General features: G+C 63.9%; 27 protein-coding genes. 15 read left to right on the forward strand and 12 right to left on the reverse strand.

Translation table 11 applies throughout. From position 1 onward, the window contains the following. Positions 1-73 precede the first annotated feature (73 nt). A complete protein-coding gene (locus VSR68_RS12745; RefSeq protein ID WP_342940187.1) occupies positions 74-568 on the forward strand; it encodes an acyl-CoA thioesterase in 495 nt (164 codons plus the stop codon). Positions 569-691: 123 nt separating this feature from the next. On the opposite strand, the gene VSR68_RS12750 is transcribed toward VSR68_RS12745, so the two are convergent. After that, on the reverse strand, positions 692-1,786 hold the full coding sequence (locus VSR68_RS12750) for an MlaA family lipoprotein (protein WP_342940188.1): 1,095 nt from the start codon (positions 1,784-1,786) through the stop codon (positions 692-694). A gap of 4 nt (positions 1,787-1,790) precedes the next feature. Beyond that, positions 1,791-4,409 (reverse strand): MMPL family transporter, encoded by a 2,619-nt coding sequence (locus VSR68_RS12755; RefSeq protein ID WP_342940189.1) that lies wholly within the window; start codon positions 4,407-4,409, stop codon positions 1,791-1,793. Between the two features lie 184 nt (positions 4,410-4,593). Here VSR68_RS12755 and VSR68_RS12760 point away from each other — a divergent pair, with 184 nt between their 5' ends. Next, positions 4,594-5,199 carry an ABC transporter substrate-binding protein gene (locus VSR68_RS12760; RefSeq protein ID WP_342940190.1) on the forward strand — a complete coding sequence of 202 codons (606 nt, stop codon included), beginning with the start codon at positions 4,594-4,596 and terminating at the stop codon, positions 5,197-5,199. A 135-nt stretch (positions 5,200-5,334) separates the two neighbouring features. Here VSR68_RS12760 and hpnH read toward each other — a convergent pair whose 3' ends face one another. Together hpnH and ispH are read right to left on the reverse strand one after the other, a co-directional pair. Next, the gene (gene hpnH / locus VSR68_RS12765; protein WP_342940191.1) at positions 5,335-6,492 is read right to left on the reverse strand and encodes an adenosyl-hopene transferase HpnH; all 1,158 of its coding nucleotides are present in this window, start codon (positions 6,490-6,492) and stop codon (positions 5,335-5,337) included. Between the two features lie 10 nt (positions 6,493-6,502). After that, the gene (gene ispH, locus VSR68_RS12770; protein ID WP_342940192.1) at positions 6,503-7,447 is read right to left on the reverse strand and encodes a 4-hydroxy-3-methylbut-2-enyl diphosphate reductase; all 945 of its coding nucleotides are present in this window, start codon (positions 7,445-7,447) and stop codon (positions 6,503-6,505) included. Positions 7,448-7,903: 456 nt separating this feature from the next. On the opposite strand from ispH, the gene VSR68_RS12775 reads away from it, so the two are divergent. Together VSR68_RS12775 and VSR68_RS12780 are read left to right on the forward strand one after the other, a co-directional pair. Further along, entirely contained in the window at positions 7,904-9,082 is a 1,179-nt protein-coding gene (locus VSR68_RS12775; protein ID WP_342940193.1) for a glycosyltransferase, read from the forward strand. After that, positions 9,079-9,750 carry a lytic transglycosylase domain-containing protein gene (locus tag VSR68_RS12780; RefSeq protein ID WP_342940194.1) on the forward strand — a complete coding sequence of 224 codons (672 nt, stop codon included), beginning with the start codon at positions 9,079-9,081 and terminating at the stop codon, positions 9,748-9,750. Before VSR68_RS12775 ends, VSR68_RS12780 begins: the two co-directional genes overlap by 4 nt. A gap of 57 nt (positions 9,751-9,807) precedes the next feature. Here VSR68_RS12780 and VSR68_RS12785 read toward each other — a convergent pair whose 3' ends face one another. Continuing rightward, on the reverse strand, positions 9,808-10,338 hold the full coding sequence (locus VSR68_RS12785) for a hypothetical protein (RefSeq protein WP_342940195.1): 531 nt from the start codon (positions 10,336-10,338) through the stop codon (positions 9,808-9,810). Between the two features lie 108 nt (positions 10,339-10,446). Then, positions 10,447-11,457, reverse strand: a complete 1,011-nt coding sequence (gene hpnA / locus VSR68_RS12790) for a hopanoid-associated sugar epimerase (RefSeq protein WP_342940196.1) — start codon at positions 11,455-11,457, stop codon at positions 10,447-10,449. A gap of 206 nt (positions 11,458-11,663) precedes the next feature. Between hpnA and VSR68_RS12795 the strand changes: the two genes are divergently transcribed. Further along, a complete protein-coding gene (locus VSR68_RS12795; RefSeq protein WP_342940197.1) occupies positions 11,664-11,960 on the forward strand; it encodes an acylphosphatase in 297 nt (98 codons plus the stop codon). Positions 11,961-12,042: 82 nt separating this feature from the next. Here VSR68_RS12795 and egtD read toward each other — a convergent pair whose 3' ends face one another. Next, positions 12,043-13,023, reverse strand: a complete 981-nt coding sequence (gene egtD, locus VSR68_RS12800) for an L-histidine N(alpha)-methyltransferase (protein ID WP_342940198.1) — start codon at positions 13,021-13,023, stop codon at positions 12,043-12,045. Between the two features lie 532 nt (positions 13,024-13,555). On the opposite strand from egtD, the gene rarD reads away from it, so the two are divergent. Beyond that, positions 13,556-14,446 carry an EamA family transporter RarD gene (gene rarD, locus VSR68_RS12805; RefSeq protein ID WP_342940199.1) on the forward strand — a complete coding sequence of 297 codons (891 nt, stop codon included), beginning with the start codon at positions 13,556-13,558 and terminating at the stop codon, positions 14,444-14,446. A 69-nt stretch (positions 14,447-14,515) separates the two neighbouring features. Here the strand turns inward: rarD and VSR68_RS12810 are convergent, their stop codons facing one another. Continuing rightward, a complete protein-coding gene (locus VSR68_RS12810; protein WP_342940200.1) occupies positions 14,516-15,049 on the reverse strand; it encodes a DUF962 domain-containing protein in 534 nt (177 codons plus the stop codon). Between the two features lie 126 nt (positions 15,050-15,175). Here VSR68_RS12810 and VSR68_RS12815 point away from each other — a divergent pair, with 126 nt between their 5' ends. Together VSR68_RS12815 and VSR68_RS12820 are read left to right on the forward strand one after the other, a co-directional pair. Next, complete coding sequence (locus tag VSR68_RS12815; RefSeq protein WP_342940201.1) at positions 15,176-15,904, forward strand: Crp/Fnr family transcriptional regulator; 729 nt, start codon at positions 15,176-15,178, stop codon at positions 15,902-15,904. A 197-nt stretch (positions 15,905-16,101) separates the two neighbouring features. Further along, a complete protein-coding gene (locus VSR68_RS12820) occupies positions 16,102-17,832 on the forward strand; it encodes a tetratricopeptide repeat protein (RefSeq protein WP_342940202.1) in 1,731 nt (576 codons plus the stop codon). Here the strand turns inward: VSR68_RS12820 and VSR68_RS12825 are convergent. The 3 genes from VSR68_RS12825 to VSR68_RS12835 form a co-directional block, all read right to left on the reverse strand. After that, on the reverse strand, positions 17,829-18,086 hold the full coding sequence (locus tag VSR68_RS12825; RefSeq protein ID WP_342940203.1) for a hypothetical protein: 258 nt from the start codon (positions 18,084-18,086) through the stop codon (positions 17,829-17,831). The two genes, VSR68_RS12820 and VSR68_RS12825, sit on opposite strands and share 4 nt — an antisense overlap. Continuing rightward, on the reverse strand, positions 18,079-18,828 hold the full coding sequence (locus VSR68_RS12830) for a DNA/RNA non-specific endonuclease (protein ID WP_342940204.1): 750 nt from the start codon (positions 18,826-18,828) through the stop codon (positions 18,079-18,081). The genes VSR68_RS12825 and VSR68_RS12830 overlap by 8 nt, the downstream gene beginning before the upstream one ends. A 275-nt stretch (positions 18,829-19,103) precedes the next feature. Beyond that, entirely contained in the window at positions 19,104-19,463 is a 360-nt protein-coding gene (locus VSR68_RS12835) for a DUF3564 domain-containing protein (RefSeq protein WP_342940205.1), read from the reverse strand. A 230-nt stretch (positions 19,464-19,693) separates the two neighbouring features. Between VSR68_RS12835 and VSR68_RS12840 the strand changes: the two genes are divergently transcribed. From VSR68_RS12840 to VSR68_RS12850, 3 genes are all read left to right on the forward strand, one after another. Then, positions 19,694-20,116, forward strand: a complete 423-nt coding sequence (locus VSR68_RS12840) for a rubrerythrin family protein (protein WP_342940206.1) — start codon at positions 19,694-19,696, stop codon at positions 20,114-20,116. Between the two features lie 291 nt (positions 20,117-20,407). After that, a complete protein-coding gene (locus VSR68_RS12845) occupies positions 20,408-21,745 on the forward strand; it encodes a heterodisulfide reductase-related iron-sulfur binding cluster (protein ID WP_342940207.1) in 1,338 nt (445 codons plus the stop codon). A 22-nt stretch (positions 21,746-21,767) separates the two neighbouring features. Continuing rightward, a complete protein-coding gene (locus VSR68_RS12850; RefSeq protein WP_342940208.1) occupies positions 21,768-22,349 on the forward strand; it encodes a DUF3501 family protein in 582 nt (193 codons plus the stop codon). Here VSR68_RS12850 and VSR68_RS12855 read toward each other — a convergent pair. After that, a complete protein-coding gene (locus tag VSR68_RS12855) occupies positions 22,346-22,810 on the reverse strand; it encodes a GNAT family N-acetyltransferase (protein WP_342940209.1) in 465 nt (154 codons plus the stop codon). The genes VSR68_RS12850 and VSR68_RS12855 overlap by 4 nt on opposite strands. Before the next feature lie 99 nt (positions 22,811-22,909). Here VSR68_RS12855 and VSR68_RS12860 point away from each other — a divergent pair, with 99 nt between their 5' ends. The 4 genes from VSR68_RS12860 (at position 22,910) to VSR68_RS12875 (ending at position 26,513) form a co-directional block, all read left to right on the forward strand. Next, complete coding sequence (locus VSR68_RS12860) at positions 22,910-24,400, forward strand: PLP-dependent aminotransferase family protein (RefSeq protein WP_342940210.1); 1,491 nt, start codon at positions 22,910-22,912, stop codon at positions 24,398-24,400. A gap of 51 nt (positions 24,401-24,451) precedes the next feature. Beyond that, positions 24,452-24,772: a metalloregulator ArsR/SmtB family transcription factor gene (locus tag VSR68_RS12865; RefSeq protein WP_342940211.1), complete on the forward strand. Its 321-nt coding sequence runs from the start codon at positions 24,452-24,454 to the stop codon at positions 24,770-24,772. Between the two features lie 26 nt (positions 24,773-24,798). Beyond that, on the forward strand, positions 24,799-25,335 hold the full coding sequence (locus tag VSR68_RS12870) for an SRPBCC family protein (protein ID WP_342940212.1): 537 nt from the start codon (positions 24,799-24,801) through the stop codon (positions 25,333-25,335). 80 nt (positions 25,336-25,415) lie between these two features. Then, positions 25,416-26,513: an alpha/beta fold hydrolase gene (locus tag VSR68_RS12875; RefSeq protein ID WP_342940213.1), complete on the forward strand. Its 1,098-nt coding sequence runs from the start codon at positions 25,416-25,418 to the stop codon at positions 26,511-26,513. Positions 26,514-26,526 lie beyond the last annotated feature (13 nt).

Consider the following 26,526-nt stretch of genomic DNA (forward strand, 5'->3'; position numbering starts at 1 on the left):
TTCGACATAGTGCTAGGTGTTAACCCTAGGTCGCACCGATGAGTGCGGCCGCGCTATTCCGAAGAGGGATCGAATGAATTTCCACACACGCAAATGGGTCAAGCCCGAAGACCTGAATCCCAACGGCACGCTGTTCGGCGGCAGCCTGCTGCGCTGGATCGACGAAGAAGCCGCCATTTATGCGATCTGCCAGCTCGACAACCAGCGCGTCGTGACCAAGTTCATGTCCGAGATCAACTTCGTCAGCTCGGCTCGACAGGGCGACATCATCGAGCTCGGCATGAAGGCGACCCATTTCGGCACGACGTCGATCACGCTGCGCTGCGAAGTGCGCAACAAGATCACGCGCAAGAGCATTCTGACCGTCGAAAAGATGGTGTTCGTGAACCTCGACGAAAACGGCAATCCGGCGCCGCACGGCCACACGAAGATCCGCTATGCCGACGAGGCGTTCGAGCGCTACAGCGAAAAGCTTCGCGCGATGCAGCAGCAACCGGCGATGCTCGCGTCCTCGGAAGAGGTCGCAGCGTTCGAAGACGTCGATCAGGAAGCAGACGCCGCGCACTGACGCGCGGCGCGGCAGTTCATCGTCATGATCCTCCGGCTAGCTGAGCCGGCTGCACGAAAAATCCCCGGCTGGTCACGCAACCAGCCGGGGATTTTTTCACATCTACAGGCGCAAAAAAGTGGCTTATTGCGAAGGCGACTTGTCGGGCGAGGACGAGGGCGAGGGCGAGGGCGAGGGCGACGCGTTCGGCTGCTTTGCTGCCGGTGCCGCGCCTTGTCCCGGCGCTTCGCCCGACGGATTCGACATCGAAGGCGCGGGCGTGCCGCCGGTGGGCGCCGTCGTCGAGGCGGGCGGCGGCGCGGACGTGTCGCCAGGATCTTCGTAGTTCGGCAGGCCGTCGTCATTGGCGGGCGGCTTCCGCTTTGCTCCGCCTGCGCCCGACGCGCCTTCCGGCGGCGCGGCTTCGCCCGGATTTTCGTAGTTCGGCAAGCCGGTGGGCGCCGCGCCCGGAACCGTCGACGGCGCCACGCCCGATGCCCCCGAAGGCGCTTCCGCACCCGAATCCTCCGGCTCGCTATAGTTCGGCAGATTCGAGGCGGGCGCACCCGCGCTGCGCAGCAGCGAGCGGCGCTGCTGCGTATACGCGTCGCGGACGAACGAGTACTTGTCGAGCGCGGCCTGTTCCAGCAGCGTCGTCGCGCCGAGCAGATCCGAACGCACGCTGACGAACTGCAGGAAGTACAGCGGGTACTTGTACTCCGCGTCGAGATACGTCATCGGATTCGCGCGGAAATCGACGAAATAGCCGAGGCCGTCGCGGAACGAACTCGGCCCGAAGAGCGGCAGCACCAGATACGGACCCGACGGCACGCCCCAGCGTCCGAGCGTCAGGCCGAAGTCCTGCTTGTGCTTCGGCAGACCGGCGGGCGTCGCGAAATCGATCAGCCCGCCGATGCCGAAGGTCGAGTTCATCGCAAAGCGCATCAGGCTTTCCGTTGCGTCCTTGATGTGCAATTGCAAAAGGCTGTTGGCGAAGTTGTCCAGATCGCCGAGGTTCGAGAAGAAGTTGCTGATCGCCTGGCGCAGCGGCTGCGGCGTGACCTTCTGATAGCCCTTTGCGATCGGCACGGCGACGGTGCGATCGAGTGCATCGTTGAACGTGAAAATCGCGCGGTTCATCGGTTCGAGCGGGTCTCCGGGCTTCCGGTCCGGTCCCGTTGCACACCCCGTCGCAAGACTCGCGGCGGCCAATGCCAGCGCGGCTGTTCGCATCTTCATGCGGCTATCCTTGTTGTTTCTTCGATGCGCGGCGAGCGCGCGGTTTGCCCATCAATACCGGCTGAAATACCACAGCGCCCGTCAGCGTGCAGACAAGGGACAGCGCCAGCAGTCGTCCCATGCTCGATGTACCCGGATGGTGCGACAGCCACAGGCTGCCGAATGCCGTGGCCGTGGTCGCCGCGCTGAACAGCACGGCGTGCGTGAGACTCGATTGCAGCAGGCCCGTCTGTCCCCGGCGCCATGCCATCACGAAGTAGATCTTGAACGCCACGCCAACGCCGAGCATCAGCGGCAACGCGATGATATTCGCGAAGTTCAGCGGCATGTCGAACGCGACGCACAACTCCAGCGTGACGATAGCCGACACCAGCAGCGGCACGAGCGTGCGCAGCACGTCGCCGAACCGGCGCAGCGTGAGCCATAGCAGCACTGTGATCGACAGGATGGCCCACGCGGCTGCCTGCAGGAACGCCGCGATGATCACGTTCGCCGAATGCAGGATCGAGATCGGCCCGCCGATTGCGCCCGGCTCCGCCGTCTTCACGGCCTTCGCGAAGTTGCGCAGCATCACGTCGTCGCCGGGATCGGTGCCGGGCGGCACCTTCGGCGAAATCTCGACGAGCGCCTGGCCCGTCTTCGATACCCAGCTGTCCGCGATGTCCTTCGGCACGTTCTCGCGTGTGATTTCGGACGGCTGCAGCAAGGTCGTCAGCTGGTTCAGCGAGATCTTCAACGGGACCGACATCGCGCGCTCGGCGCGGTCGCGCGTCGAGACATCGGCGTTCGCGAGCTTGGTCAGCGTATCCGACAGATGCTTCGCTTCGGCCGCGCCGGGGCCGGGGTGATCCTCGGAGGCGAGCGCGAGCTGGTTCGCGCAGCGCTTCAACGCGGCGACGCGCACGGCATCCGTGGTGGGCGGCGCGGGCTTTTGCGTGAGCGCGGGCAACAACTGCTGGGCGGCGGCCGCAATCAGCGCGAGCTTTTGCGGCTGGTCGGGCGGAATGTACGTGGAGAGCGTCGTCGTGCGGCCGACTTGCGGCAGCTTCGAGAGCCGCGCGGCGATTGCGTCGGCGGCCGCCAGCGAAGGCGCGAGCGCGCGCACGTTGTTGACGGCGGCTTCGGGCGCGTCGTTGAGCGAGATCAGCGTCGCCATCGACTCCGTGTTCGGGTCCTTCAGATGCAGCGGATTGAAGTCGAAGCGCAGATGCAGCAGCAGCGGCGATGCACCGATGATCGCCACGGCCGTCGCGATCAATACGGGCGTGCGGTTGCGGTCGAGAAAGTCGTCGACGGGCGCGAGGAACTTGAAGCCCGGCGACTCGGGCTCGCCCGGCGGATTGAGCACCTTGATGAGCGCGGGCAGCAGCGTCATGTTGGTCACGTACGCGACGAACATGCCGACGCCCGCGATCTTGCCCAGCTCCGACACACCGCGATAGGCCGTCGGCAGGAACGAAAAGAAGCTCTCGGCAACGGCGACGGCGGCGAGCGTCAACGGCACGCCGATGCTGTAAGCGGTGTGAATGAGCGCGGCCGCGAGCCGGTCGTCGCGATTGCGCTCCTCGCGATACTTCACGCCGAACTGCACGCCGAAGTCGACGCCGAGCCCGACGAACAGCACCATGAAAGCGACGGAAATCATGTTCAGCGCGTCGACCATCATCAAGCCGAGCGCGGCCGTTATCACGAGGCCCACGAACAGCGTCACGAACACGGCGAAGATCAGGCGCCCCGAGCGCAGCGCGAGCCACAGAATGCCAAGCACGACGAAGAACGTCGCGATGCCGTTGATCTCCGCGCCGTCCTGCACCGATGCGAACTCTTCATCGGCGAGCGGCTGTTCGCCCGTCAGGCGGATGCGTGCGCCGTACTGCGCATCGAGATCGAGCGATGCAGCCGTCTTGCGAATCTCTTCCGACGCGTGCGCGCCCGCTTGCAGCGCCGCGTAGTTGACGACGGGTTGCACCACGATGAACGCGCGCGCGGGCACCTTTGCCGCGTCCTTGTCGACGAGCGCGCGCCACGAGAACACGGCGGGCTCGTTGGCGAGCACGTGGTCGATCACGGTCGCGCTGCGCGACAGCAGGTTGCTCATGTCGGCGAGCTTCACCTGGCCGATCTGCAGCGGCAACAGCAGACTCGTGGTCAGCGTGCCCGCGAGACCCGTCAGACTCGGATCGTGCGCGAGCGAGTTGATGAGGGGACGCGCCTTGACCAGTTGTCCGGTTGTCGATTGCACTTCGCTGACGGAAGGAAACAGCAAGCCGTTCTTTTCGAAGAACGGCCCGCTGCCCGGTTGCGATACCGAGACGAACTCCTTCGTTTCCTTTTGCAGTTCCGTGGCGAGCGTGTTGGCGGCGGCATTCGCGTATTCGGGCGCGCCGGCCTCGACGACGACGAGCAGCGTTTGTCCGCGATCGGGGAAGGCCTTGTCGATCTGCTTTTCCAGCGCGGACCATTGCGCATCGTTCTCGACGAGACGGCTGGTGTCGGTATTGATCTTGAAGTGATGAACGACATAGATGGCGCTCAGCACGGCGAGTACGAGCGACAGCCCGATGACCTGCAGCGGACGGCGCACCGACCAGACAACGAGGCGAACGATTGAGGACTTCAGCATGTACGCGAGCGGGACCTAGTCAGATTGGTGTTATTGGCTGAGGGCACAAGTATACCGACGCGGCCGGCGCAAGGTCGCGTAACCGAACGCGGTGCGGCCCTTCAAAGCCGGTATACTGGCCCGTACCCCCGCGACGGAAGCGGCCTGTTCCGCGCGGGTCATTCTCAACTGTCCCGATGAGCGTATGAAACGTTATATCTCTGCTTTTCTGGCAGCCGCCGTGGTTTCCACCGCGGCTTTCGCACAAAGCGCGCCTGATGCGATCGTGAAGAGCGCGGTCGAAGGCACGGTCAGTGCGATGAAGGCCGACCCGCAAGCGCGCGGCGGCGACATGAAGAAGATCACGCAAGTGGTCGAGTCGCATTTCGTCCCCGCGACGAACTTCCAGCGCACGACGCGCATCGCAGTCGGTAAAGCATGGAGCACCGCGACGCCCGAACAGCAAAAACAACTGTATGAGCAATTCACGAAACTGCTCGTCGGTACTTATGCCGCATCGCTGTCGCAACTGCGCGATCAGGATGTGAAGTTCCGCTTCCAGCCTGCGAACGCGTCGGCGGATGCGAAAGACACCGTCGTTCAGTCCCACGTGCTGAGCAACGGAGGCGACGATGCGATCGACTATCGCCTGGAAAAAACGGCGAACGGCTGGAAGATTTACGACATCAACATGATGGGCGCGTGGCTGATCCAGGTGTATCAGACGCAGTTCCAGGAGCAGTTGTCGAAGGGCGGCATCGACGGTCTGATCAAGTTCCTCACGCAGCACAACGCGCGCAGCGCCGGCTGACAACTGCCTTGATCGGCATAGCTTCGCGCGCCACATAACGAGGCGCATGCAGCTAGCACTCGCATCGAGGCATAAACAGAAAGAGCGCAACGGTTCGAACCGTTGCGCTCTTTTTTCATGCGGCGTCGATCAGCTTCAGTTCAACGCGGCTGCCGAGGTCTGCACCTTCTTGCCCGTGCCCGTGCGCTTGATTTCGTCGAGCTTGATCTCGACGTGACGCGAGAACACGTATTCGGCGGGACGCTGCCTGTCGAGCGGGATATCCTTCGCGAATTCGCCCGTCGTCCGCGCGCCCGTCAGGCTGACCTTGAACGCCTTCAGCGGATGCGAGACAGTGTCCATGACGGCCGTCGCTTCGAAGCCGCAGTGGACCATGCAGTCCGCGCACTTCTCGTAGTTGCCCGTGCCGTACTTGTCCCAGTCGGTGGTTTCCATCAGCTCCTTGAAGGTCTTCACGTAACCTTCGCCGACCAGATAGCACGGCTTCTGCCAGCCGAACACGGTGCGCGCCGGGTTGCCCCACGGCGTGCATTCGTACGTCTGGTTGCCGGCGAGGAAGTCGAGGAACAGGCTCGACTGGCTGAACGACCACTTCTTGCCGTTGTCGCCGCGCTTGAAGATTTCGCGGAACAGCTGCTTGGTCTTTTCGCGGTTCAGGAAGTGCTGCTGGTCGGGCGCGCGCTCATACGCATAGCCCGGCGACACCGTGATGCCGTCGACACCCATCGGGCCGACCGTGTCGAAGAACGCGGCGACGCGTTCCGGCACGGCGTCGTTGAACAGCGTGCAGTTGATGTTCACGCGGAAGCCGCGGCGCTTGGCTTCCTTGATGGCCGCGACGGCCTTGTCATACGTGCCGTCCTGCGAGACCGAGTGGTCGTGCATTTCGCGGTCGCCATCCAGGTGCACCGACCAGACGAAGTACGGATTCGGCTCGTAGTCGTCCATCTTCTTTTCCATCAGCAGCGCGTTCGTGCACAGGTACACGAACTTCTTGCGCGCCATGATGCCCTTGACGATCTCCGGCATCTCCTTGTGCAGGAGCGGCTCGCCGCCCGCAATCGAGACGACGGGCGCGCCGCATTCGTCGACGGCTTCGAGGCATTCGGCCAGCGATAGACGCTGGTTGAGGATGGGATCGGGGTAATCGATCTTGCCGCAGCCGTTGCAAGCGAGGTTGCAGCGGAACAGCGGCTCGAGCATCAGCGCGAGCGGATAGCGCTTGTTGCCCTTCAGGTGCTGACGCATGATGTATGCGCCAACCCGGACCTTTTGTAGCATCGGAATAGACAAATCGTCCTCCTTAAACTTCGCGTGCAGCGAGTGGTTGCGTCAGTTTCGACGGCAACTTGAATTCAACTTTTTCTTCACGTCCCGCCATCGTCGTAACGTCGACGGGGCCCAGTGCGCGAAGCGCATCAATGACGTTCTCGACCATTTCTTCAGGCGCCGATGCGCCCGCCGTCAGGCCGACCGTTCCGACGCCTGCGAACCATTCCGGCTTGAGTTCGGAGCCGTCGGCGACCAGGTAGCTCGGCACGCCTGATTCGCTGCCGATTTCACGCAGGCGATTCGAATTCGAGCTGTTCGTCGCGCCCACCACCAGCAGCACGTCCACCTGCGAGCTGAGCTCGCGCACAGCGGCCTGGCGGTTTTGCGTCGCGTAGCAGATATCGCGCGTATCGGGGCCGACGATATCCGGGAAACGGCGCTTCAGCGCATCGATGATGCCGCGCGTGTCGTCCACCGAAAGCGTCGTCTGCGTGACGTAAGCAAGCGGTGTGTCGATGGACAGTTCCAGCTTTGCGACGTCGGCTTCGCTTTGCACGAGCAGCACGGGCCCCGGAATCTGCCCGATCGTGCCTTCCACTTCGGGATGGCCCGCGTGGCCGATCAGAATTAGCGTGCGGCCCGCAGCGACGTACTGCCGTCCTTGCACATGCACCTTGGTCACGAGCGGACAGGTCGCGTCCAGCACATCCAGACCGCGCGCCTGCGCGTCGCGTTCGACGCTTTGAGCAACTCCGTGGGCACTGAAAATCGCAACTGCGCCCTGCGGCACTTCATCGAGCTCTTCGACGAAACGCGCGCCTTTGCGGCGAAGGTTATCGACCACGTGCCTGTTGTGGACGATCTCGTGACGCACATAAACAGGTGCGCCATGTTGCTGCAAAGCGCGATCGACAATTTCGATCGCCCTCACGACTCCCGCACAAAAGCCGCGGGGTTGGGCAAGGATGACTCGCATAGGCTGGCGAACTCCGACTGACGCGGGTTTCCGGCCAGATCGGTAAAAAGGACCTGTTCGCCGCGTCTGTATAGTTAATTGTCTTAAATCCGACGAAAGTCGATACTCGAGACCAAACGCGCATTCTAACGCTATCGCTGTCTGTTTGCTTTTATGACGCAATGGACTGTGGTGTTTCGCGCGGCAAAAATGACTCGCTGCGCCGTGTGACGGGAACCCTTAAACTAGCGGGCCTCGCCGCGCGTGCGCAGGCCGCGCAACGTTTGCGCGCAGGCGTTGAATTTTCTGCGACGTCTTGGACGGACGACGCATTCTTGAACGTATCGAAAGGGCCGTCTATCACATATTCGATGGTCGGGCAGCGGTCGTTTTCCACGATTGGCGCGGCGTCGCGGCGGTGTGGCCGCTCGCGCGCGCAACCGCGCATCGCAGCGCGGCTTCCAAAGAGGGCAATGCATGATTGCGGCGGTTCTGTTTCTGTTGGCGTGTCTGTCGCTCCTGATCTGGTGTGTGCTGCTGTTCGCGCGCGGCGGCTTCTGGCGCGCGCATCCCGCGGCTCCGCTCGCGGCCGGCACGCGCGATACGTGGCCCGGCGTCGCCGCCGTGGTGCCGGCGCGCAACGAGGCGGACGTGATCGCGCGGGCCGTCACGTCGCTGCTCGCGCAGGACTATCCGGGCGAATTTCACGTGATCGTCGTCGACGACCACAGCACCGACGGCACCGCCGACGCCGCCCGTGCCGCCGCGCTCGCGCTCAAGTGTCCGAACCGGCTGACGGTGATCGGCGCGAAGCCGCTGCCGACGGGCTGGTCGGGGAAGGTATGGGCGCAGTCGCAGGGCATCGAGGCCGTGCGCGCGCTCGGCTACGTGCCCGAGTACCTGCTGCTCACCGACGCCGACATCGGCCATCCCGACGACGCGCTCACGCAGCTCGTATTGCGCGCCGACGCGGAAAAGCGCGATCTCGTCTCGCTGATGGTCCGCCTGCGCTGCGATTCGTTCTGGGAAAAGGCGCTGATTCCCGCCTTCGTGTTCTTCTTCGCGAAGCTCTACCCGTTCTCGTGGGTCAACAATCCGCGCAACCGCACGGCCGGAGCCGCGGGCGGCTGCATGCTGGTGCGCCGCACGGCGCTGGAAGAAGCGGGCGGCATCGAATCGATTCGCGCGGAACTGATCGACGATTGCAGTCTCGCTGCGCGCATCAAGCATCGCGGCGAAGGACGTCACCCGATCCGTCTGGACGTCGCGGCGCGCAGCGTGTCGCTGCGTCCTTACGACAGCTGGCGCGAGATCTGGAACATGATCGCGCGCACGGCGTTCACGCAGCTGCGCTATTCGGCGTGGCTGCTCGCGGGCACGCTGCTCGGCATGACCATCATTTATCTCGTGCCGCCCGTCGTCGCCATCGTGCTCGGCCCGAAGGGCTGGCCCGCGTGGCTCGCGTGGGCGGCGATGTGCTGCGCGTATGCGCCGATGCTGCGCTACTACAACCGCTCCCCGCTATGGGCGCCGTTCCTGCCGCTCGTCGCGCTGTTCTACGTCAGCGCGACGTTCGGCTCCGCCGTGCGCTACTGGCGCGGTAAGGGCGGCCAGTGGAAGGCGCGCGTGCAGGCGCCCGCCGGGTCGAATCAATGAGACGGCTCGTCTGTCTGATCGTACTGTCGCTGGGCCTGATGCAGGCCGCGCTGGCGGACGATCAGACCAGCCACGACCATATGTCCGCATATCTGCGTCAGAAATTCGGCGTCGCAAAGGAGAAGGCCGAACAGATCTCGAACGCGGTGCGCGCCGCATCTGAGAAGTACGCGCTGCCGCCCGCGCTGATTCTGGCGATCATCTCGATCGAATCGCGCTTCAAGGAAAAGGCCAGGGGCGGCAACGGCGCGACGGGGCTGATGCAGGTCGTGCCCGGCGCGCACAAGCGGATGCTGAAAGACGTGAAGGATCTGACCGATCCGGAGACCAACATCGAAGTCGGCTCGGCGATTCTGTACGGCTACATGAAATCGGCGGGCGGCGACATGAATGCCGCGTTGAAGAGCTATGGCGGGTCGCAGGCGTATGCGGAGAGGGTCAACGGCCGCGTGAAAACGTTCGCGGAAGTGCTGGACGCCGAGGCGGCCGCTGCGTCGGGCGCGGACCAGCCGCTGCCGTCGCGCGACGGCGGCTGTGATGCGCGCTGGACTTCGCTGTGTATCGGGCCCGTTGTCTACGCGAGTCCCGCGGACGATGCCGCCGACAAACCCACCGTTTCGCAGCGCGCGTCCAGCCTGCTCAATTCACTGCTGCCGCATTCGCACTGAACTGGCGCGACGAACACGAAGCGCGCGGCTCGACGGATCGGCGAGCCGCCGCGCGCATCACTTCTGCGTGAGCATCATGTACATCTGGATGACCATGTCCGGCGAGAACTGGAACGGCACCCAGCCGTGACCCGTGTGACGCAGCACCAGCAGACGGTCGCCGTTCGATTGCTTCTGCACGGCCATCATCGGGTTCTTCGTCGAGACGAAACGCCAGCCGGCAGGCAGATTCGGCGGGACTTCGGGCTCCATCGACGCGCGCGCGTTCGCCAGTTCCTCGACCAGCTGACCGACCTGCGATGGATGCAGCGTGACCGACTTGCCGCCGATCGTCATCGTGATTTCGTTCTGGCTCGGGCGTTCGATGTGCAGCGTCGGCTTTTCTTCGGCCGCCGCCGCATCGGTTTCCTGCGGCTCGACTCGTGCTTCAGCCGCAGTTCCCGCCGTTTCGATGGGCGCTTCGACAGCGGCCGCCGCTGCTTCGACAGCGGAAGAGGCGGCCTCGACCTGTTGCCGGGACGTCGTGAAAGCCTGAATCAGCTGATCGACGCCCGTTTCGAGCGCGCCAATCTGTTCGTGAAGGTTCATGCGTAGTTCTCTGGTAAGACCCGCGATTTTACCTTCTGTGCGCCGACGTTAAACTTCGTGTCGGCACCGAGTTGTAACAAAGCGTACGCGCGGATCGCCGCGTCCGAGTCACGTCTTCAGATAACCCGCGTCGCGGAACCAGTCGAGCGCATCGCGCAGTCCTTCGCGATACGCCCGCGCGCGATAGCCGAGTTCGCGCTCCGCTTTTGCGGACGTGAAGTACATCTTGTTCTTCGACATCTTCAATCCGTCGACGGTCACGAACGGCTCGCGCTTCGTGAACTTCGCGACGGCTTCCGCGCCCATCGCGAGCGGATACAGCGGCCAGCGCGGCAACGCGATGGTCGGCGGCTTGCGCCCGACGATGCCGGCGATATCGGCGAGCATCTGTTGCAGCGGCAGATTCTCGCCGCCGAGGATATAGCGCTCGCCGATCTTGCCGCGTTCGAGCGCAAGGAAATGGCCCATCGCGACGTCATCGACATGCACGAGATTCAGCCCCGTATCGACGAAAGCGGGAATCTTGCCGAGCGCCGCCTCGACGATGATGCGGCCCGTCGGCGTCGGCTTCACGTCGCGCGGACCGATGGGCGTCGATGGATTGACGATGACGGCGGGCAGCCCGTCGTTCGCGATCATCCTTTCCACCGCGCGCTCCGCGAGCACCTTGCTGCGCTTGTACACGCCGATGGCCTGCTGCGGCGTCATCGGCGATGTTTCGTCGACCGACTGGCCCGAGCTCGTCACCTTCAGCGTCGCGACGCTGCTCGTGTACACGATGCGCTCGACGCCTTCTTTCAGCGCGGCACGCATCGTCGCTTCCGTGCCTTCCAGATTCGAGCGTTCGATTTCGTTCGGGTCGGGCGCCCACAGCCGATAATCCGCCGCGACGTGCAGCAGATAGCGCGCGCCGCGCAGCGCCGCGCGCATCGACGCTTCGTCGCGCATGTCGCCCACGGCGATCTCCGCTTCGAGCGATTCGACGTTGCGGCGCGGACTCGTCGGACGCACGAGCACGCGCACCGCGAAGCCCTTTTGCTGCGCGATGCGCGCGACTGCCGAGCCGACGAAACCGGATGCGCCGGTGACGAGTACGAGATCGCGAGTCTGATCGGTCATTGCCTGCTGGTTCCCTTTTGCCGTTTCTCGGTTGTTGCGCGAATGGCTGCGCGAATGGCGTATCGCAGAGGTCGGATTGTACGTGTTGCGCTTGAACGACTGTCGATGGCGCGCGCCGTGCTCGCGTGCCCGTCAGCAAGCAAAGCCCGCGAGGCGCGACTAGAATGCCCGCGTGAACGCATGGAAACGCATAAGGAGGTGAGAGCATGTCCGGCACGGATCTCGATTCGCGGATCGAAACGTATTACGTGCGCGTGCGCGGCATGGTGCAGGGCGTCGGTTTTCGTCACGCGACCGTGCGCCAGGCGCATGCGCTGGGTATCCGGGGATGGGTGGCGAACCTGGAGGACGGTTCCGTCGAAGCGATGCTGCAAGGGCCGGCGAATCAGGTCGACCGGATGCTGTCGTGGCTGCGTCACGGGCCGCCGGCGGCGCGCGTCACGGAAGTGACAGGCGAAGAGCGCGTCAGCGACAAGCGTTTCGAACGCTTCGAGCAGCACTGAAGCGGAAGAAGCACACGAATCTCTTGAATGAACGAAGCAGAAAAAAGCGCGCGACACCGCGCGCTTTTCCCGTGCTGACGAATCAGCGCGCCACCAGCAGGCTCTCCGCAAACCCCCAGTCGCGCTCGATCCATTGATGGCTGCACACGAAGCCCGCGTCGTCGGCGATCGCATGCAGTTCTTCCTCGCGGTACTTGTGGCTGCTTTCCGTCCAGATCGTCTCGCCTTCTTTTAGCTCGACCGACAGCTTTGCCGCGCGCACCTGCGCGCTCACATGCCGTTTCGCGCGCAGATGCATTTCGACGCTGCGCACGTCCGGGTTGAAGCGCGCGACGTGCTCGAACGCGTCGAGTGGAAAGTCGCCGTCCAGTTCGCGGTTGATCCGCGCAAGCAGATTCAGATTGAACGCGGCTGTCACGCCGATGGGATCGTCATACGCAGAGATCAGCACGGGCACCGGCTTTTCGAGGTCGGTGCCGAGCAGCAGCGCATCGCCGGGCGCGAGCATGTTGCGGATGTCGCGCAGAAAACGCGTGGCGGCAAGCCGGCCGAAATTGCCGATCGTGCTGCCGAGAAACAGCACGAGCAACGGCTCGTCCTTGGCGCGGCGCTTGCTCACTTCGGCGAGCCCCGCGAGATAGTCGCGCTCATAGCCGACGATCGAAATGCGTTCGATATCGCCGAGTTCGCGGCGACATAATTGCAAAGCGGTGCGCGAAATTTCAATCGGGCAGTAAGAAGTGGGACGCTTTTTACACAGCGCTTCGAGGATGCGGCGCGTCTTGCGGCCGCTGCCGCTGCCCAGTTCCGCGACGATCGCATCGTGCGGCAACTGCGCGACGATATCCGTCGCGTGCTGCGCGAGCAGGCGTTCTTCGGCGCGCGTGACGCCGTATTCGGGCAGCGCTGTGATCACTTCGAAGAGCGCCGATCCCACTTCATCGTACAGATACTTCGACGGCAATTCCTTCTGAGGCTGCTTGCTGAGGCCAGCGCGGACGGCGGCGGCAAACTCCGGCGATACGTCGTGCGACAGATGGTGCGATACGGCTGGCTGAGTCATGTTGGCTCCGTGTTGGCTCGTTTCCAGTGATGACTTGAGGACTGCGGAAAGCAGATACGTTGGAGTGAGTGAACCGGCCTGCGTTCATGCGAGGCTAGCGTGAGCGCGTTCGATGACCGGGGCGTGTCTGCGTTCACACGTCTGTGAAGCAGACTGAAAGCCGCGTGCGTGCGGCGTTGAACGTCACGGTCAAGCAAGAACCGGGCACGAGCGGCGCGAGCGCTCGACACAAGCGCGCCCGTCATCATTCCACCGAAGATTCGCCGACGCCACGCGGCGCAGCGCAGCGCAGAGATGGAGTTAGATTTTATAGCCCATCGTGCGTGAATATGCACGCAGGCATTTTGGCCCAAAACACGCCGTGGCGCGTGCAAGCCGTCTAGAATGCGCGCTTCACGCGATGGCCGCGCTCCGCATTCGGGGCGGACGCGCCGCGCAGTTAAAACAAGACTTAAACAATGGACGACATCATTCGCGCTATCGCGCCCCGCCCCGCGTCTTGCACGCATCGCCTTTCGAAGCGGACGCGCCGATGAACGCATATCAACCGGGGCGCGGCATCGCGTTGTCCGTGACGGCATCGGCGCTCTTTGCGCTGCTGTCCGTCTACGCGAAGCTGCTGACACCGCTGACAGGACTCGATATCTTCGCGTGGCGCGTGATCTGGACCGTGCCCGGCGCTCTCATATTGATTGTCGTGCGCTCGCGGCTGCCGCAGCTGCGCGCGCTCGTGCAGCGCGCGCTCAGCGAGCCGCGCACGGCGCTCGCGCTGGCCGTCAGCGCTGCATTGCTCGGCGTGCAGCTATGGGTGTTTCTGTGGGCGCCGCTGCACGGACGGATGCTCGAAGTGTCGCTCGGCTATTTCCTCTTGCCGTTGACGATGGTGCTCGTCGGCCGCTTCTACTATCACGAGCGGCTGGAGCCGTTGCAATGGCTTGCCGTCGCTTGCGCGGCGCTCGGCGTGCTGCATGAGCTATGGGTGACGCGCGCGTTCTCATGGCCGACGCTGCTCGTCGCGCTCGGTTATCCGCCGTATTTCGTGCTGCGTCGCAAGATCAACGCCGATTCGCTGACGGCCTTCGCGCTCGAAGTGTCGTTGATGCTGCCGTTCGCGCTCGCGATGGCGCTCAACGGCGGCTCGCTCGCATTGCTGTCGGGGCGCATCGACATGTGGCTGTTGCTGCTGCCGGGACTCGGCGCGCTGAGCACGGTCGCGCTCGCGTCGTATCTGAAGGCGAGCCGTCTGTTGCCGATGGCGCTCTTCGGCATCCTCGGCTATGTGGAGCCCGTGTTGCTCGTGATCGTGTCGGTGACGCTGCTCGGCGAGACGATGACGGCTCAACAGCTTGGGACCTATGTGCCGATCTGGATCGCCGTCGGATTGACGGCGCTGCATAGCGTGCGTGTGCTCGCGCCGGGTTGAATCGCTGCGCCTGCACCAGCACCGTTGCGCCGTGCTCACGCGCCGCGCGATATCACCCGATCGTGGCCATCATGCGTGGCCACGCGCGTCGTCGATGCGCGTCGGACCGGCTTTTGCTTCGATTGCGTCGCGCAATGCCAGACGCCATCCGAACGCGAACAGCGCTTCGGCCAGCACGAACAGCGGCCCGATCACGAGACCGATCAGATCGTCGACGAACGCGGGCTTGCGGTGCTCATACACGGCGTGTCCCACGAACTGGATGATCCAGCCCACGACGAAGAGACCGGCGCCCGACGCGAGCCATGAAAGCGTCGGCTGCGCGGCGAGCCACGTGCCGCACGCGATGCACATCGCGTAAAGGACGGCCATCATCAGGCCGAGCGGCACGTCGAGCGCGAGGTAGTAGGCGACGCTCAGCACGACCAGCAGCAACGCCGGCGACGCCGGAAACGGCAGCGCTGCAAACGTCCACGCGGGCCGGCTCAACAACACGGCGAGGGCCAGCACGATCATCGGAATGCCGACGAAGTGCGTCGCGATGTTGCGGCGGTCACGGTGATAGGCCGCGTATTGCGCAAGCTGGTCAGTGAGCGTTCTCATGGATGCCCGTCCTCGTTGAAAGTCATCATAATCGCGGTCGGCGGGCCGCGACACATTCGGCTAGCCGACAATCCCGCCTGTTCATACCGACCAAACCGACAAACCGACGGACCGCGCTTCGAACCGATGACGCCCGACATTCCATCGAATCCGCCCGAGCTTGTCGCGCTGCTCGACGGCAGCGCGTGGTTTCGCGGCGCGCCCGATGCGCTGCGTGCGCAATTGCTCGAACTCGGCCGCATGCGTCGGCTGTCGGCGGGCCAGCGGCTCTTTAGTCGAGGCGATGCCGACGACGGCTTCTATTGCGTCCTCGACGGCCTGATGCGGATCGGCGCGGCAAGCGCGGCCGGCAAGGAAGCGCTGCTCGCCGTGATCGAGCCGGTGAACTGGTTCGGCGAGATCGCGCTGTTCGACGGCCAGCCGCGCACGCACGACGCCTATGCGGAGCGCGATACGCTGCTGTTCCATGTGCCGCGCGCGGCGCTTTCGTCGATGCTCGAACGCAACCCCGCGTTCTGGCATCCGTTCGGTCTGCTGCTGACGCACAAGCTGCGCCTCGCATTCGATGCGATCGAAGAGGCCGCGCTGCTGCCCGCCGCGCAACGCGTCGCGCGGCGGCTATTGCTGATGGCGGGCGGATATGGCGACGCGGGCACGCAGCGGCGCGTGCTGAAAGTGCCGCAGGAAGATCTCGCGATGATGCTCGCGCTGTCGCGTCAAACCACGAACCAGATCTTGCGGCAGCTCGAAACGCAAGGCGCGCTCGCGCTGCGCTATGCGGAGATCGAGATCGTCGACGCGCAGAAGCTGGGTGCGTTCGCTGCGTCGACGGTTAGCGGGGCGGCGCGTAGCTGAGCGGTTGCTGCCCCATGCTCTGTGACCGGATGGTCTTTAGGAGATAGACCATCGGGCGGCCAGGGTACGATCGCCCGCTCGATTGCTCCCCCATAAGGCATGCGTTCCCGCGGGCCATGCGGGCCGCGTCGCGTCGACATCGCGCGACAAGGCCCTGGCTGTGGGCGCTGCACTCCTCAGAATTTCACAACATCGCAATGAATCCGTCAGATCCTGTGCTGTCGCCTGCCGAGCGCTATCAGGCGTGCGTTTCCCTTCATTCGACAGGGCGTCTTGCGGAAGCGCTCGCATTGCTCGATCGGATATTGCAGGCTGATCCCGCGCATGCAGACGCGCTGAAGCTCGCCGCCGTCTGCTTGAGCGGCCTCTATGACGAAGCGGACGCGAAAGCGGGCAAGCCAGTCCCGAATCACATCGATCTGGCCGAGGCGCACAACGATCTGGGTAGCTGGTTCTTTGGCCGCAGGCAGCTGACGCAGGCGGAACATGCGTATCGTCGGGCGCTCTCGATCAGCCCCGATCTGACGAAGGCGCTCAACAATCTCGGTCTCGTGCTACGCGACCTGAAGCGTGAGTCCGAGGCGGAGGCCGCGTTTCTGCATGCGCTCGCCATTGCGCCGGACTACGTGACGGCGCGCAACAACCTCGGCGTGCTGCTATGGCAACTCAAGCGCCTGGCAGAGGCGGAAGCGGCCTATCGCGACGTCGTCAGCCGTCAGCCGGGCAACGTCAGCGCGCACAACAATCTCGGGCTTCTGCTGCTGGAACTGAACCGTCTGCCCGAAGCGGAAGCGGCGTGCCGCGATGCGCTCGTGCTCGATTCCAACGTGCCCGAGGCGCACAACAATCTTGGCAACGTGCTGTGGCAGCAAGGCCGTATCGAGGAAGCCATCGCCGCATACCGGCAGGCGCTGGCGCTGCGGCCGGATTATGCAGGTGCAAAAGCGAATCTCGCGCTGCCGCTGTTGTGCGTCGGCGAATACGAGCAGGGCTGGGCGCTCTATGAGTCGCGCTATCACGACGCTATCACCATGCGTAGCGTAGTCCCGCCGCCCGTGCCGTATCCGCAGTGGAAGGGCGAGCCGCTCGACGGCCATTCGCTGCTCGTCTGGCCTGAGCAGGGCTTTGGCGACTGCCTGCAGTTCTGCCGCTATGTGTCGATGCTCAAGGGGCGTGGTGCGGCTCGGGTGAGCGTCGCTTGCCAGCCGCCGTTGCAGCGGCTTTTCGAGAGCCTCGCGGCTGTGGACGCCGTCTACGCGCTCGACGGCAAAACGGCAATACCCGCGCATGACTACTGGTGCTTCATGCTGAGTCTGCCCGAGCTGTTCGGCACGACCGTTGCGACAATTCCCGCGCCAATGCCCTACCTGCGCGCGCCCGCCGCGCTCGCGGAGCAATGGCGCAGCAGACTGCCCGAAGGTGGCTTCAAGGTCGGGCTCGTGTGGGCGGGTGATCCGCGTCCGCATGACCCGAGTTCGAATGCGATCGATCAGCGACGGTCGATGAATGCGCTATCGTTCGAGCCTTTACTGCGCGTGCCGGGTGTGACATTCGTGAGCCTGCAGAAGGGCGCGGCGACGCGCCCGCAGCTTGACGGTCTGCCTGCCGCGCTGCGTCCGCTCGACCCGATGGACGACGTGCACGATTTCGCCGATACGGCAGCCATCGTCGAGAACCTGGACCTCGTGATTACCGTGGATACGTCGATGGCGCATCTGGTCGGCGCGCTCAATCGGCCCGTCTGGATTCTGTCGCGCTACGACGCGTGCTGGCGCTGGTTGCGCGGCCGCGACGACTCGCCATGGTATCCGACCGCGCGGCTGTTCCGGCAGACGGCGCCGGGCGACTGGGAAAGCGTCGTCGCCCGTGCGGCGCAGGCGCTCGCGAAACTGCCGAAGCCCACCTCGTTAGCCGACGCCGAACACTAGAACGGATTGTCGATCACGCCCGGCTTCGCGTCGGGCTCATCCTTGACCTGCTCGGGCAGGTGCGCGTCCGCCTGCAACGCGGCGACGACGCTGTCGAGCGCTTCCTTGAGCGCCAGCGCCGCCTTCAAGCCGCGCTTGTCCTTCGTGATGTCGAGCGTGCCGTTCACGACGACGCGCGTGGTGCCGTTCGACACCGTCAGCGCGTCGCCCTGGATGTTGAGCACATCGTCGTCGTTCGAATACGCTTTAAACACCTTTCAGCCCTCCCGGACGCTGGTCCTTGAGTTTTTCCGGAATGCCCGGAAAACGGATGCCGCTCATCGCTTCGAGCTCGTGAACGGTCTTCACGTCGTAGCGGTCGGTCGCCACGTTGTCCGCGACGATCGCGAACGCGAGCTTCCTCGATGGCACGTAGACGACCTTGAACAGTTGTGTCGGCACGAATACGCGCGTCGGCCCGATGGTCTGCAACTGCGAGCCCGTGAACAGCGGCCCAGTGACGACATACGTGTCGTCGTACTTCTTCGACAGCGTGCGCACGGCCGTCTCGATGTGCGACCACAAGTGCTGGTTATTGACACGATTCTGCGGCACGACGTTCGCGAGCGAAAACGATTGTGCCATCGCCTCCGCGTTCCAGCGGTTGCCCGCCGGACTCATGTGGCCGCGATCGAAGCCGCTGCGCTTGTAGTCGGCGAGCGTCGCGCCTTCGCCATAGGGCAGGCGCGAGTCTTCGAAAAACCTGTTCGTGCGGACCATGTCCTTCGCGGCCTCGATATGGTCGCGCGTCAGATGCTCGGCGGACCACAACGGGCCGTGCGTGATGCCGGAATGCAGGACGGCGAAATCCGAATAGCACAGCATGCGCGTCTTCGGCGCCATCTTTGCGTTCGTCAGCACGGGCCATTGGGCGTCGGGTGTGAAATCCGTGCAGGACGCTGCCGCCGATACATGGCTCGCGGCCACGATCAACAGACTGACTAACCACTTCTTCATGGATGTGAAAGCGAATGAGGGGCCGCAAGTATAGCCGCGTGCGCTATGTGCGAGGCAACAACTGCATGCGATTCGCACCGCAGCGCCGATGCAATCGGCAAAAGCGTAACAACCGCGTCAACAGGCGGCAATTTGTGCTCATTTCGCCTAGGCGAAACGCGTGGAGAAAGAATGCAGAGCGAATGAAAATCCGCGCCCGCCGAGAGACGGCGGGGCGGTGCTCGCATGATGGAAGCGAATCGGAAGCGGTAAGAGCGAAGCGGTTCGAGCTGGACTCAGCGTCCGAACACGCTGTGCTCGGCGTGAACAGGCAGGCGGTCGACGGCCTGCAGACGCCAGAAGCCATTCATCGGCGAACGCGTGCGGTCGCACGACCACGCCGCGCTGCCTTGCGCTGAACTGACCTGCTGCCGCCGGTCCACGTGCAGGCCGTTCAACGTGCATAAGGGTGCGTCTGCGCTGGGCGCGCAGAGCTTGGTGACGCCGTCTTCGTCATGAAGTTCGCCCCATGGGGGCAGGTCGATCCCATCGTGTGCTTCTCTCGACCAGCGACGCTCGTCGGTGTCGAGCCATAGCACGGCGTAATCGTGATTGACGGTGGGGTCCGAACCGTTGATCAGTATCGTCAGCCGCATTAGACAGTCCCCCGGTGAAAAAAGGTGATGCAGGTGATGCGTTTCTCAGTCTATGCCGGGCCGAACGTTATGCAAGACAAACAGCTATCGCGAAGATTGAAAAACCCAATTGGGAACGCATCGCTGAGCACCTAGATTAAATGAACGGCACAGGTGCGCGCGTCTGGCCGGTGGTCGACCATGAAAAAGTACGCGCGCTCCCACAATACAGGCTTTGCATGGAGGCTCAGATGTCGCAACTCAAGGGTTCGAAAACTGAAGAGAATCTGAAGTTCGCATTTGCCGGCGAATCGCAGGCTAATCGCCGCTATCTGTACTTTGCAGCGAAAGCGGACGTCGAGGGACAGAACGACGTCGCCGCGCTATTCCGCTCGACAGCCGAAGGCGAAACCGGCCACGCGCATGGCCACCTCGAATACCTCGAAGTCGTCGGCGATCCGGCTACGGGGCTGCCGTTCGGTTCGTCGCGCCAGAACCTGCAATCGGCGATCGCGGGCGAAACACACGAATACACCGACATGTATCCGGGCATGGCGAAGACCGCGCGCGAGGAAGGCTTCGACGAAATCGCGAACTGGTTCGAAACGCTCGCCAAGGCCGAGCGCAGTCACGCGAATCGCTATACGAAGGCACTGGACGCACTGGTCGACTGACGCCGCAGGCGCCGGCATTCGTGGCCGGCGCGCTCCATTGCGGCCCGTTTGCGTGCGAACGCCTTGCTGGCGGACGGCAGGCTGAACGCAATCGGGCGGCAGGACAGCGGGCCGAAGCGCAACGCGAAGCGGCGCAACAACACCGACGCGGGATGAAGCAAGAGAAAGCGAGACGATCGCGATCTTGCGCGTGCGGTTGCGCATCCATCGATTGCGAGTAGAAGAACGAACGCATGGGACCGGAGTAAGGCTCTAAAGCGCCAACTCCGGTCGACAAAGGAGACGCAGGCGATGCCTCACAAGGAAGGCAGTCTCGAAGCGCCGATCCGCTATCCGCTCGACTGGCAATCGGATGCTTTCTACGATCAGGATGCGATCGACCAGGAACTGACCCGCGTGTTCGACATCTGCGCGGGATGCCGCCGTTGCGTGTCGTTGTGCGGCACGTTCCCGACGCTGTTCGATCTCGTCGACGAAACGGACATGGGCGAAGCGCACGACGTCGACAAGAAGAAATTCGGCGCCGTCGTCGACCAGTGCTATCTGTGCGACCTGTGCTACATGACGAAATGCCCTTATGTGCCGCCGCACAGCTGGAACGTCGATTTTCCGCATCTGATGCTGCGCGCGAAGGCAGCGAGATACAAGCGCGGCGAGGTCGAGTTGCGCGACAAGTTTCTGTCGAACACGGATGCGCTCGGCACGTTCGCGGGCATTCCCATCGTCACGCAGACGGTCAACGCGGTGAATCACACGGGCGCTGCGCGCGGCCTGATGGAAAAGGCACTCGGCGTCGACAAGACAGCATGGCTGCCCGATTTCGCGTCGCGCAAATTCCGCAGCGCGGCGAGGAAATCGCCGCAGGTGCAGGTGAAGGACGGCGAGCGGACGCCCGGCAAGGTGGCGATCTACTCGACCTGCTATGTGAATTTCAACGAGCCCGGCATCGGTCACGACCTGCTGGCGGTGCTCGCGCACAACGACATTCCGTACGAACTCGTATCGAGCGAAGCGTGCTGCGGCATGCCGTTGCTCGAGCAGGGCAATCTCAAAGGCGTCGCGGAGAAAAAGGAAAAGAACATGCCCGTGCTCGCGCGTTATGCGCGCGACGGCTACGCGATCATCGGCGCGATTCCGAGCTGCGTGCTGATGTACAAGCACGAACTGCCGCTGATGTTTCCCGACGACCCCGACGTGCGCGCCGTCAGCGAAGCATTCTGGGACCCGTTCGAATACTTCGTGTCGCGTCATCGCGATGGGCTGCTGAAGACCGACTTCAACACGCCGCTCGGCAAGGTGTCGTATCACGTGCCGTGCCACGCGCGCGTGCAGAACATCGGACGCAAGACATCGGAGACTTTCGCGCTCGTGCCGGGTACGCAGGTGACGGTCGTCGAGCGCTGCTCGGGCCATGCGGGCACGTTCGGCGTGAAGAAGGAATTTCACGCGATGGCGATGAAGATCGGCACGCCCGTCTTCAAGGCGATGGCGCAGGCGCAGCCCGATTTTATCTCGTCCGATTGCCAGCTTGCGGGCCACCACATCGAACAGGGCTTCGACGAAAACGGCTTGCCGAAGACGCAGCTCGCGCACCCGTTGACACTGCTGCGCAAGGCGTACGGCCTTTGATCTTCAATCAGCGAGGATATCGATGAGCATCGCAAGGAACTCCCTGTTGTCGCTCGAAAACTATGCGAAGGCGCGCAAGGCGATGCGCGAGCAGATCATCGAGCACAAGAAGCTTCGCCTCGTCAGGCTCGGCAATCACGTGACGTTCCTGTTCGAAGACGAACTGACGATCCGCTATCAGATCCAGGAGATGCTGCACATCGAGAAGATCTTCGACGAGGACGGCATTCAGGGCGAACTCGAAGTGTATCTGCCGCTCGTGCCCGACGGCAGCAACTTCAAGGCGACGATGCAGATCGAGTACGTAAACGAAGTCGAACGGCGCGCGGCGCTGGCACGCCTGATCGGCATCGAGGACCACGTGTTCCTGAAGGTGGACGGCGAAGAGCCCGTCTATGCGATCGCCGACGAAGACCTCGAACGCGAGACCAACGAGAAGACTTCAGCCGTCCATTTCGTGCGCTTCGAGCTGACGCCGTCGATGAAGGCGCGCCTGCGCGACGGCGCGGGCCTGCACATCGGTTGCGATCATCCGAACTATCCGGTGGACGTGCAGACGGTCCCCGACGAAGTGCGAGCGTCGCTCGTCAGCGATCTCGCCTAGAGCGGCTTGCGATAGACGACGAAGCCCGACAGCTCCGCGACCTTGTCGTAGAGCTGCATCGCGGTGCGGTTCGTCTCGTGCGTGAGCCAGTACACGCGCTCGGCGCGCGCGGCCTTCGCGGCGGCGTAGACAGCTTCGATCAGCGCGCGCCCGACGCCTTTGCCGCGCTCCGAATCGAGCGTGAACAGGTCGTGCAGATAGCACGTCGGTCCCGCCATCAACGTGCTGCGGTGATACAGGTAATGCACGAGGCCGACCAGCGTGCCGTCGTCGCGCTCGGCGACCATCGCGTGCATCGGTTCGAGTCCGTCGAAAAAGCGCGCCCATGTCAGCTGCGTGATTTCACGAGGCAACGCCGTTTCGCCGAAGCGTCCATAGAAGCGGTTATAGCCGTCCCACAACGGCAGCCATGCTTCGTAATCGGCGGGAACGACAGGGCGGATCTTCACGGCTTGCGTCACGGGCGGCGCTCCTTGTAATCGGCAGGTATCGTCGAAGCATAGGGTTTCTGTGGCACCATTGTTAGCTCCACGTCGAACACAATATCTGGAGCCACGCAATTGGACTACGGTCTGTTGATGTCGAGCTTCGCGAGCGAGGCGGCCGGGCGCAAGCTCACGCAGCAGATGCTGCTGTACGAAAGCCTGCGTCACGCAATCCTGAACGGCGACATCCGCCACGGCACCCAGCTCGTGCCGACGCGCTCACTCGCCGAGCAGCTCGGCATCGCACGCAACTCCGTGCTGTACGCCTACGAACGGCTTGCCGAAGAAGGCTTTATCGCGGCGAGCCGCCACGGGTCGATCGTCAGTTGCGTCGCGCTTCCTGGGGCCAATGCGGAGGCACTCGATGCTTCGCCTGTCAGCCGGCTGTCGCGGCGCGTCGCGGCACTGCCGGCCGATCGTGGCAGCACGCGTGGCGCGGGCGGCGCGACCGGCATGCATGCGCCGTTTCAGGCGGGCGTGCCCGCGCTCGACGAGTTTCCCGTCGCGCAATGGCGTGCATCGATGGAGCGCGCGTGGCGCTCGGTCGATACACGCGATCTCGGCTACGGCTACTACGCGGGTCATCCGTCGCTCAGGCGTGCCGTTGCCGAATACGTGCGTGTGTCGCGCAGCGTGCGCTGCGCGGCCGATCAGGTGTTCATCACGTCGGGCACGCACACGAGTCTCGACCTGTGCGCGCGCATGCTCGCCGATCCGGGCGACACCGCGTGGCTCGAGAACCCCGGCTATCACGGCGCGCGAATCGCGTTTCAGTCGGCGGGCCTGGACGTCGTGCCGATTCCCGTCGACGCCGCCGGCATCGCGCCCAACGACGAGCACTGGCGGCGCACGCCGCCGCGCCTCGTCTACATCACGCCATCGCATCAATATCCGCTCGGCAGCGTGCTGGGCCTGGAGCGGCGCTGGTCGATCATCGACAACGTCGTCGAGCGCGGCGCCTGGATCATCGAGGACGACTACGACAGCGAACTGCGCCACAGCGGCCCGCCGCTGCCGTCGGTGCAAGGGCTGCGGCCCGCGACGCCCGTCGTCTATCTCGGCACGTTCAGCAAGACGATGTTCCCGGCGCTGCGCATCGGCTTCATGATCGTGCCGGCCAACCTCGCACCGGAGATCGGCGGCGTGATCGGCGAGATGTCGCGCCAGGGGCGCATCGCGGATCAGATCGCGCTCGCGGACTTCATCGAAAGCGGCAAGTACGCGCGCCATTTGCGACGGATGCGGCGCATCTACCAGCAGCGGCGCGAGGCGATGGTCAGCGCGATTCATCGGCACATGCGCGATCTCGTGACTGTCTCGTCCGATGGCAGCGGCATGCATCTGACGATGCGCCTCGACGCGCCGTTGCAGGACCGCGACGTGAGCATCGCGTTGCGCGAGAAAGGTATCGCCGTCTCGCCGCTGAGCGCGTACTGCCATCAGGGCGAAGACGCCGCGCGATACAACGGCTTCATGCTCGGCTATGCGGGCGTGCATCCGGACAAGGCCGACAGGCTCGTCGCCGAACTCGGCACGGCGATCCGCTCGCTGGCCCTCGGTAACTGATATTCAACCAAATGGTTGAATAACGCCGATGCCACGTCTATACTCGGGTCCATGAACGAGTCCGCACTCGACGGCGTGTTCCACGCGCTGTCCGATCCCACCCGGCGCGCAATGCTCGCGCAGCTTGCCGTCGGCGAACGCAATATCGGCGAACTGGCTGCGCCGTTCGCGATGTCGTTCGCGGCGGCATCGAAGCATGTGAAGGTGCTGGAGGGCGCAGGGCTGGTCCAGCGCCGCGTGGAGGGGCGCTCGCATATCTGCCGGATCGAACCGGCGCCGCTCGCCGCTGCCGATGCGTGGCTGCGCTTCTATGAACGCTTCTGGAGCAGCCGGCTCGACGCGCTCGAAGACCTGCTGCGCAATCCACCGTAAGCATCTTGTCGACAGGGGGACAAGCGATGAACCTGAACGAACCACTCGGCGCTTTCGACGGCACGCAGATCGTGCGCTTCGAACGTCTGCTGCCCGGGCCGATCGAGCGCGTCTGGGCGTATCTGACCGAGTCCGACAAGCGCAGCCAGTGGCTCGCGTCGGGCGCCATGCCGGCGCAGCCCGGCGGCGACTTCGTGATGCGCTTCGATCACTCGCTGCTGGCCGCGACGCCGGAACTGCCGCCCGAACCGTATCGCCAGTACGCAGGCGGGCACGATTCGTATCACCGGCTGCTGCGCTTCGAGCCGCCTCATGTGCTCGCGTTCACGTGGGGCAGCATTCAGGACAATCTCTCCGAAGTGACCTTCGAACTGTCGGAGGCGGGCGATCAGGTGAAGCTCGTGCTCACGCATCGCAATCTGTCTGGCCGCAACGAGCAACTCGATGTCGGTCCGGGCTGGCACAGCCATCTCGATGTGCTGCGCGAGCGCCTCAAGGGCACCGCGCCCGCGTCGTTCTGGAAGATGTTCGAGCAGATCAAGGCGCGTTACGACGCGCTCTGAAGCCTAAAGCGCCCGACACATCGTTTGCCGTCATCGTGTACGATCCGAAGCCATCGCGTACACGTTGATGGAGACCAACTGTGTTTCGTTCGATACTCACCCGCACTACGCTGTTGATCACGCTCGCGCTCGCGCAGACAGTGACGTCGGCCCATGCCGCCGATGCCGCCGCGAGTCCAACGGGCGCATCCGAACATGCCGCCGATTTCGTCGAACACGATTTCCGTTTCTCGGACGGCACGGTCTTTCCCGAACTGCGCATTCACTATGTGACGCTCGGCACGCCGCAGCGCGACGCGCATGGCGACGTGACGAACGCCGTGCTGCTGATGCACGGCACGACGGGCTCGAGCAAGGCGTATCTCACGCCGTCGATGCGCAAGGAACTGTTCGCGGCAGGCGAGCCTCTGGATGCGAACCGCTATTTCATCGTGATCCCCGATGGTCTCGGGCGCGGCGGCTCGACCAAACCCAGCGACGGGCTGCGCACGAAATTTCCGCGCTATGGCTATGGCGATGTGGTCGAAGCGAATCACCGGCTGCTCGTCGACGGGCTGAAGGTGCGGCATCTGAAGCTCGTGCTCGGCACGTCGATGGGCGGCATGCAGACGTGGATGTGGGGCGAGCGCTATCCGGGCATGGCCGACGCGCTGATGCCGATCGCCAGCCAGCCGATCGCAATGGCCGGCCGCAACTGGTTGTGGCGGCAAATGATCGTCGGCGCGATACGCAGCGATCCCGGCTGGCAGGACGGCTACTACGCGACGCCGCCGACGCAATGGACGCGCGCGATGCCCGTCTTCACGCTGATCACGGGCAACGCGGCGCGCATGCAGGCGGCCGCGCCTGACCGCGCGGCGTCGACGCGCATGACGGAATCGCTTGTCGAAGAGGCCGCGAAAAGCGATCCGAACGATGTGCTGTACTGGTTCGAATCGTCGTGGGACTACGATCCCGAGCCGAATCTCGCGGCGATTCGCGGGCGTCTGTTCGCCGTCAATTTCGCCGACGACCTGATCAACGCCACCGATCTCGGCGTGATGCAGCGGCTGATCGGCAAAGTGCCGCAGGGACGCTACGTCGAAATGCCGGAGACCGCGCAATCATACGGACATCAGACGCTCGCGCACCCGGAGGTGTGGAAGCCCTATCTGATCCAGTTGATGAACGGCGCTTGATCTGCATGCCGGT

The sequence above is a fragment of the Paraburkholderia phymatum genome (genome assembly GCF_038900715.1).
Taxonomy (GTDB): Bacteria; Pseudomonadota; Gammaproteobacteria; order Burkholderiales; family Burkholderiaceae; genus Paraburkholderia; species Paraburkholderia phymatum_A.

What these genes read in the sequence shown, in the direction of transcription:
- VSR68_RS12810 (WP_342940200.1), bottom strand. Translation starts at nt 15,049, where the DNA reads ATGAGAACGCTCACTGACCAGCTTGCGCAATACGCGGCCTATCACCGT.
- VSR68_RS12785 (WP_342940195.1), bottom strand. Translation starts at nt 10,338, where the DNA reads ATGAACCTTCACGAACAGATTGGCGCGCTCGAAACGGGCGTCGATCAG.
- VSR68_RS12745 (WP_342940187.1), top strand. Translation starts at nt 74, where the DNA reads ATGAATTTCCACACACGCAAATGGGTCAAGCCCGAAGACCTGAATCCC.
- egtD (WP_342940198.1), bottom strand. Translation starts at nt 13,023, where the DNA reads ATGACTCAGCCAGCCGTATCGCACCATCTGTCGCACGACGTATCGCCG.
- VSR68_RS12845 (WP_342940207.1), top strand. Translation starts at nt 20,408, where the DNA reads ATGCCTCACAAGGAAGGCAGTCTCGAAGCGCCGATCCGCTATCCGCTC.
- VSR68_RS12835 (WP_342940205.1), bottom strand. Translation starts at nt 19,463, where the DNA reads ATGCGGCTGACGATACTGATCAACGGTTCGGACCCCACCGTCAATCAC.
- VSR68_RS12865 (WP_342940211.1), top strand. Translation starts at nt 24,452, where the DNA reads ATGAACGAGTCCGCACTCGACGGCGTGTTCCACGCGCTGTCCGATCCC.
- VSR68_RS12850 (WP_342940208.1), top strand. Translation starts at nt 21,768, where the DNA reads ATGAGCATCGCAAGGAACTCCCTGTTGTCGCTCGAAAACTATGCGAAG.
- rarD (WP_342940199.1), top strand. Translation starts at nt 13,556, where the DNA reads ATGAACGCATATCAACCGGGGCGCGGCATCGCGTTGTCCGTGACGGCA.
- VSR68_RS12775 (WP_342940193.1), top strand. Translation starts at nt 7,904, where the DNA reads ATGATTGCGGCGGTTCTGTTTCTGTTGGCGTGTCTGTCGCTCCTGATC.
- VSR68_RS12815 (WP_342940201.1), top strand. Translation starts at nt 15,176, where the DNA reads ATGACGCCCGACATTCCATCGAATCCGCCCGAGCTTGTCGCGCTGCTC.
- VSR68_RS12830 (WP_342940204.1), bottom strand. Translation starts at nt 18,828, where the DNA reads ATGAAGAAGTGGTTAGTCAGTCTGTTGATCGTGGCCGCGAGCCATGTA.
- VSR68_RS12755 (WP_342940189.1), bottom strand. Translation starts at nt 4,409, where the DNA reads ATGCTGAAGTCCTCAATCGTTCGCCTCGTTGTCTGGTCGGTGCGCCGT.
- VSR68_RS12870 (WP_342940212.1), top strand. Translation starts at nt 24,799, where the DNA reads ATGAACCTGAACGAACCACTCGGCGCTTTCGACGGCACGCAGATCGTG.
- VSR68_RS12780 (WP_342940194.1), top strand. Translation starts at nt 9,079, where the DNA reads ATGAGACGGCTCGTCTGTCTGATCGTACTGTCGCTGGGCCTGATGCAG.
- VSR68_RS12820 (WP_342940202.1), top strand. Translation starts at nt 16,102, where the DNA reads ATGAATCCGTCAGATCCTGTGCTGTCGCCTGCCGAGCGCTATCAGGCG.
- VSR68_RS12840 (WP_342940206.1), top strand. Translation starts at nt 19,694, where the DNA reads ATGTCGCAACTCAAGGGTTCGAAAACTGAAGAGAATCTGAAGTTCGCA.
- hpnA (WP_342940196.1), bottom strand. Translation starts at nt 11,457, where the DNA reads ATGACCGATCAGACTCGCGATCTCGTACTCGTCACCGGCGCATCCGGT.
- VSR68_RS12750 (WP_342940188.1), bottom strand. Translation starts at nt 1,786, where the DNA reads ATGAAGATGCGAACAGCCGCGCTGGCATTGGCCGCCGCGAGTCTTGCG.
- VSR68_RS12760 (WP_342940190.1), top strand. Translation starts at nt 4,594, where the DNA reads ATGAAACGTTATATCTCTGCTTTTCTGGCAGCCGCCGTGGTTTCCACC.
- VSR68_RS12795 (WP_342940197.1), top strand. Translation starts at nt 11,664, where the DNA reads ATGTCCGGCACGGATCTCGATTCGCGGATCGAAACGTATTACGTGCGC.
- ispH (WP_342940192.1), bottom strand. Translation starts at nt 7,447, where the DNA reads ATGCGAGTCATCCTTGCCCAACCCCGCGGCTTTTGTGCGGGAGTCGTG.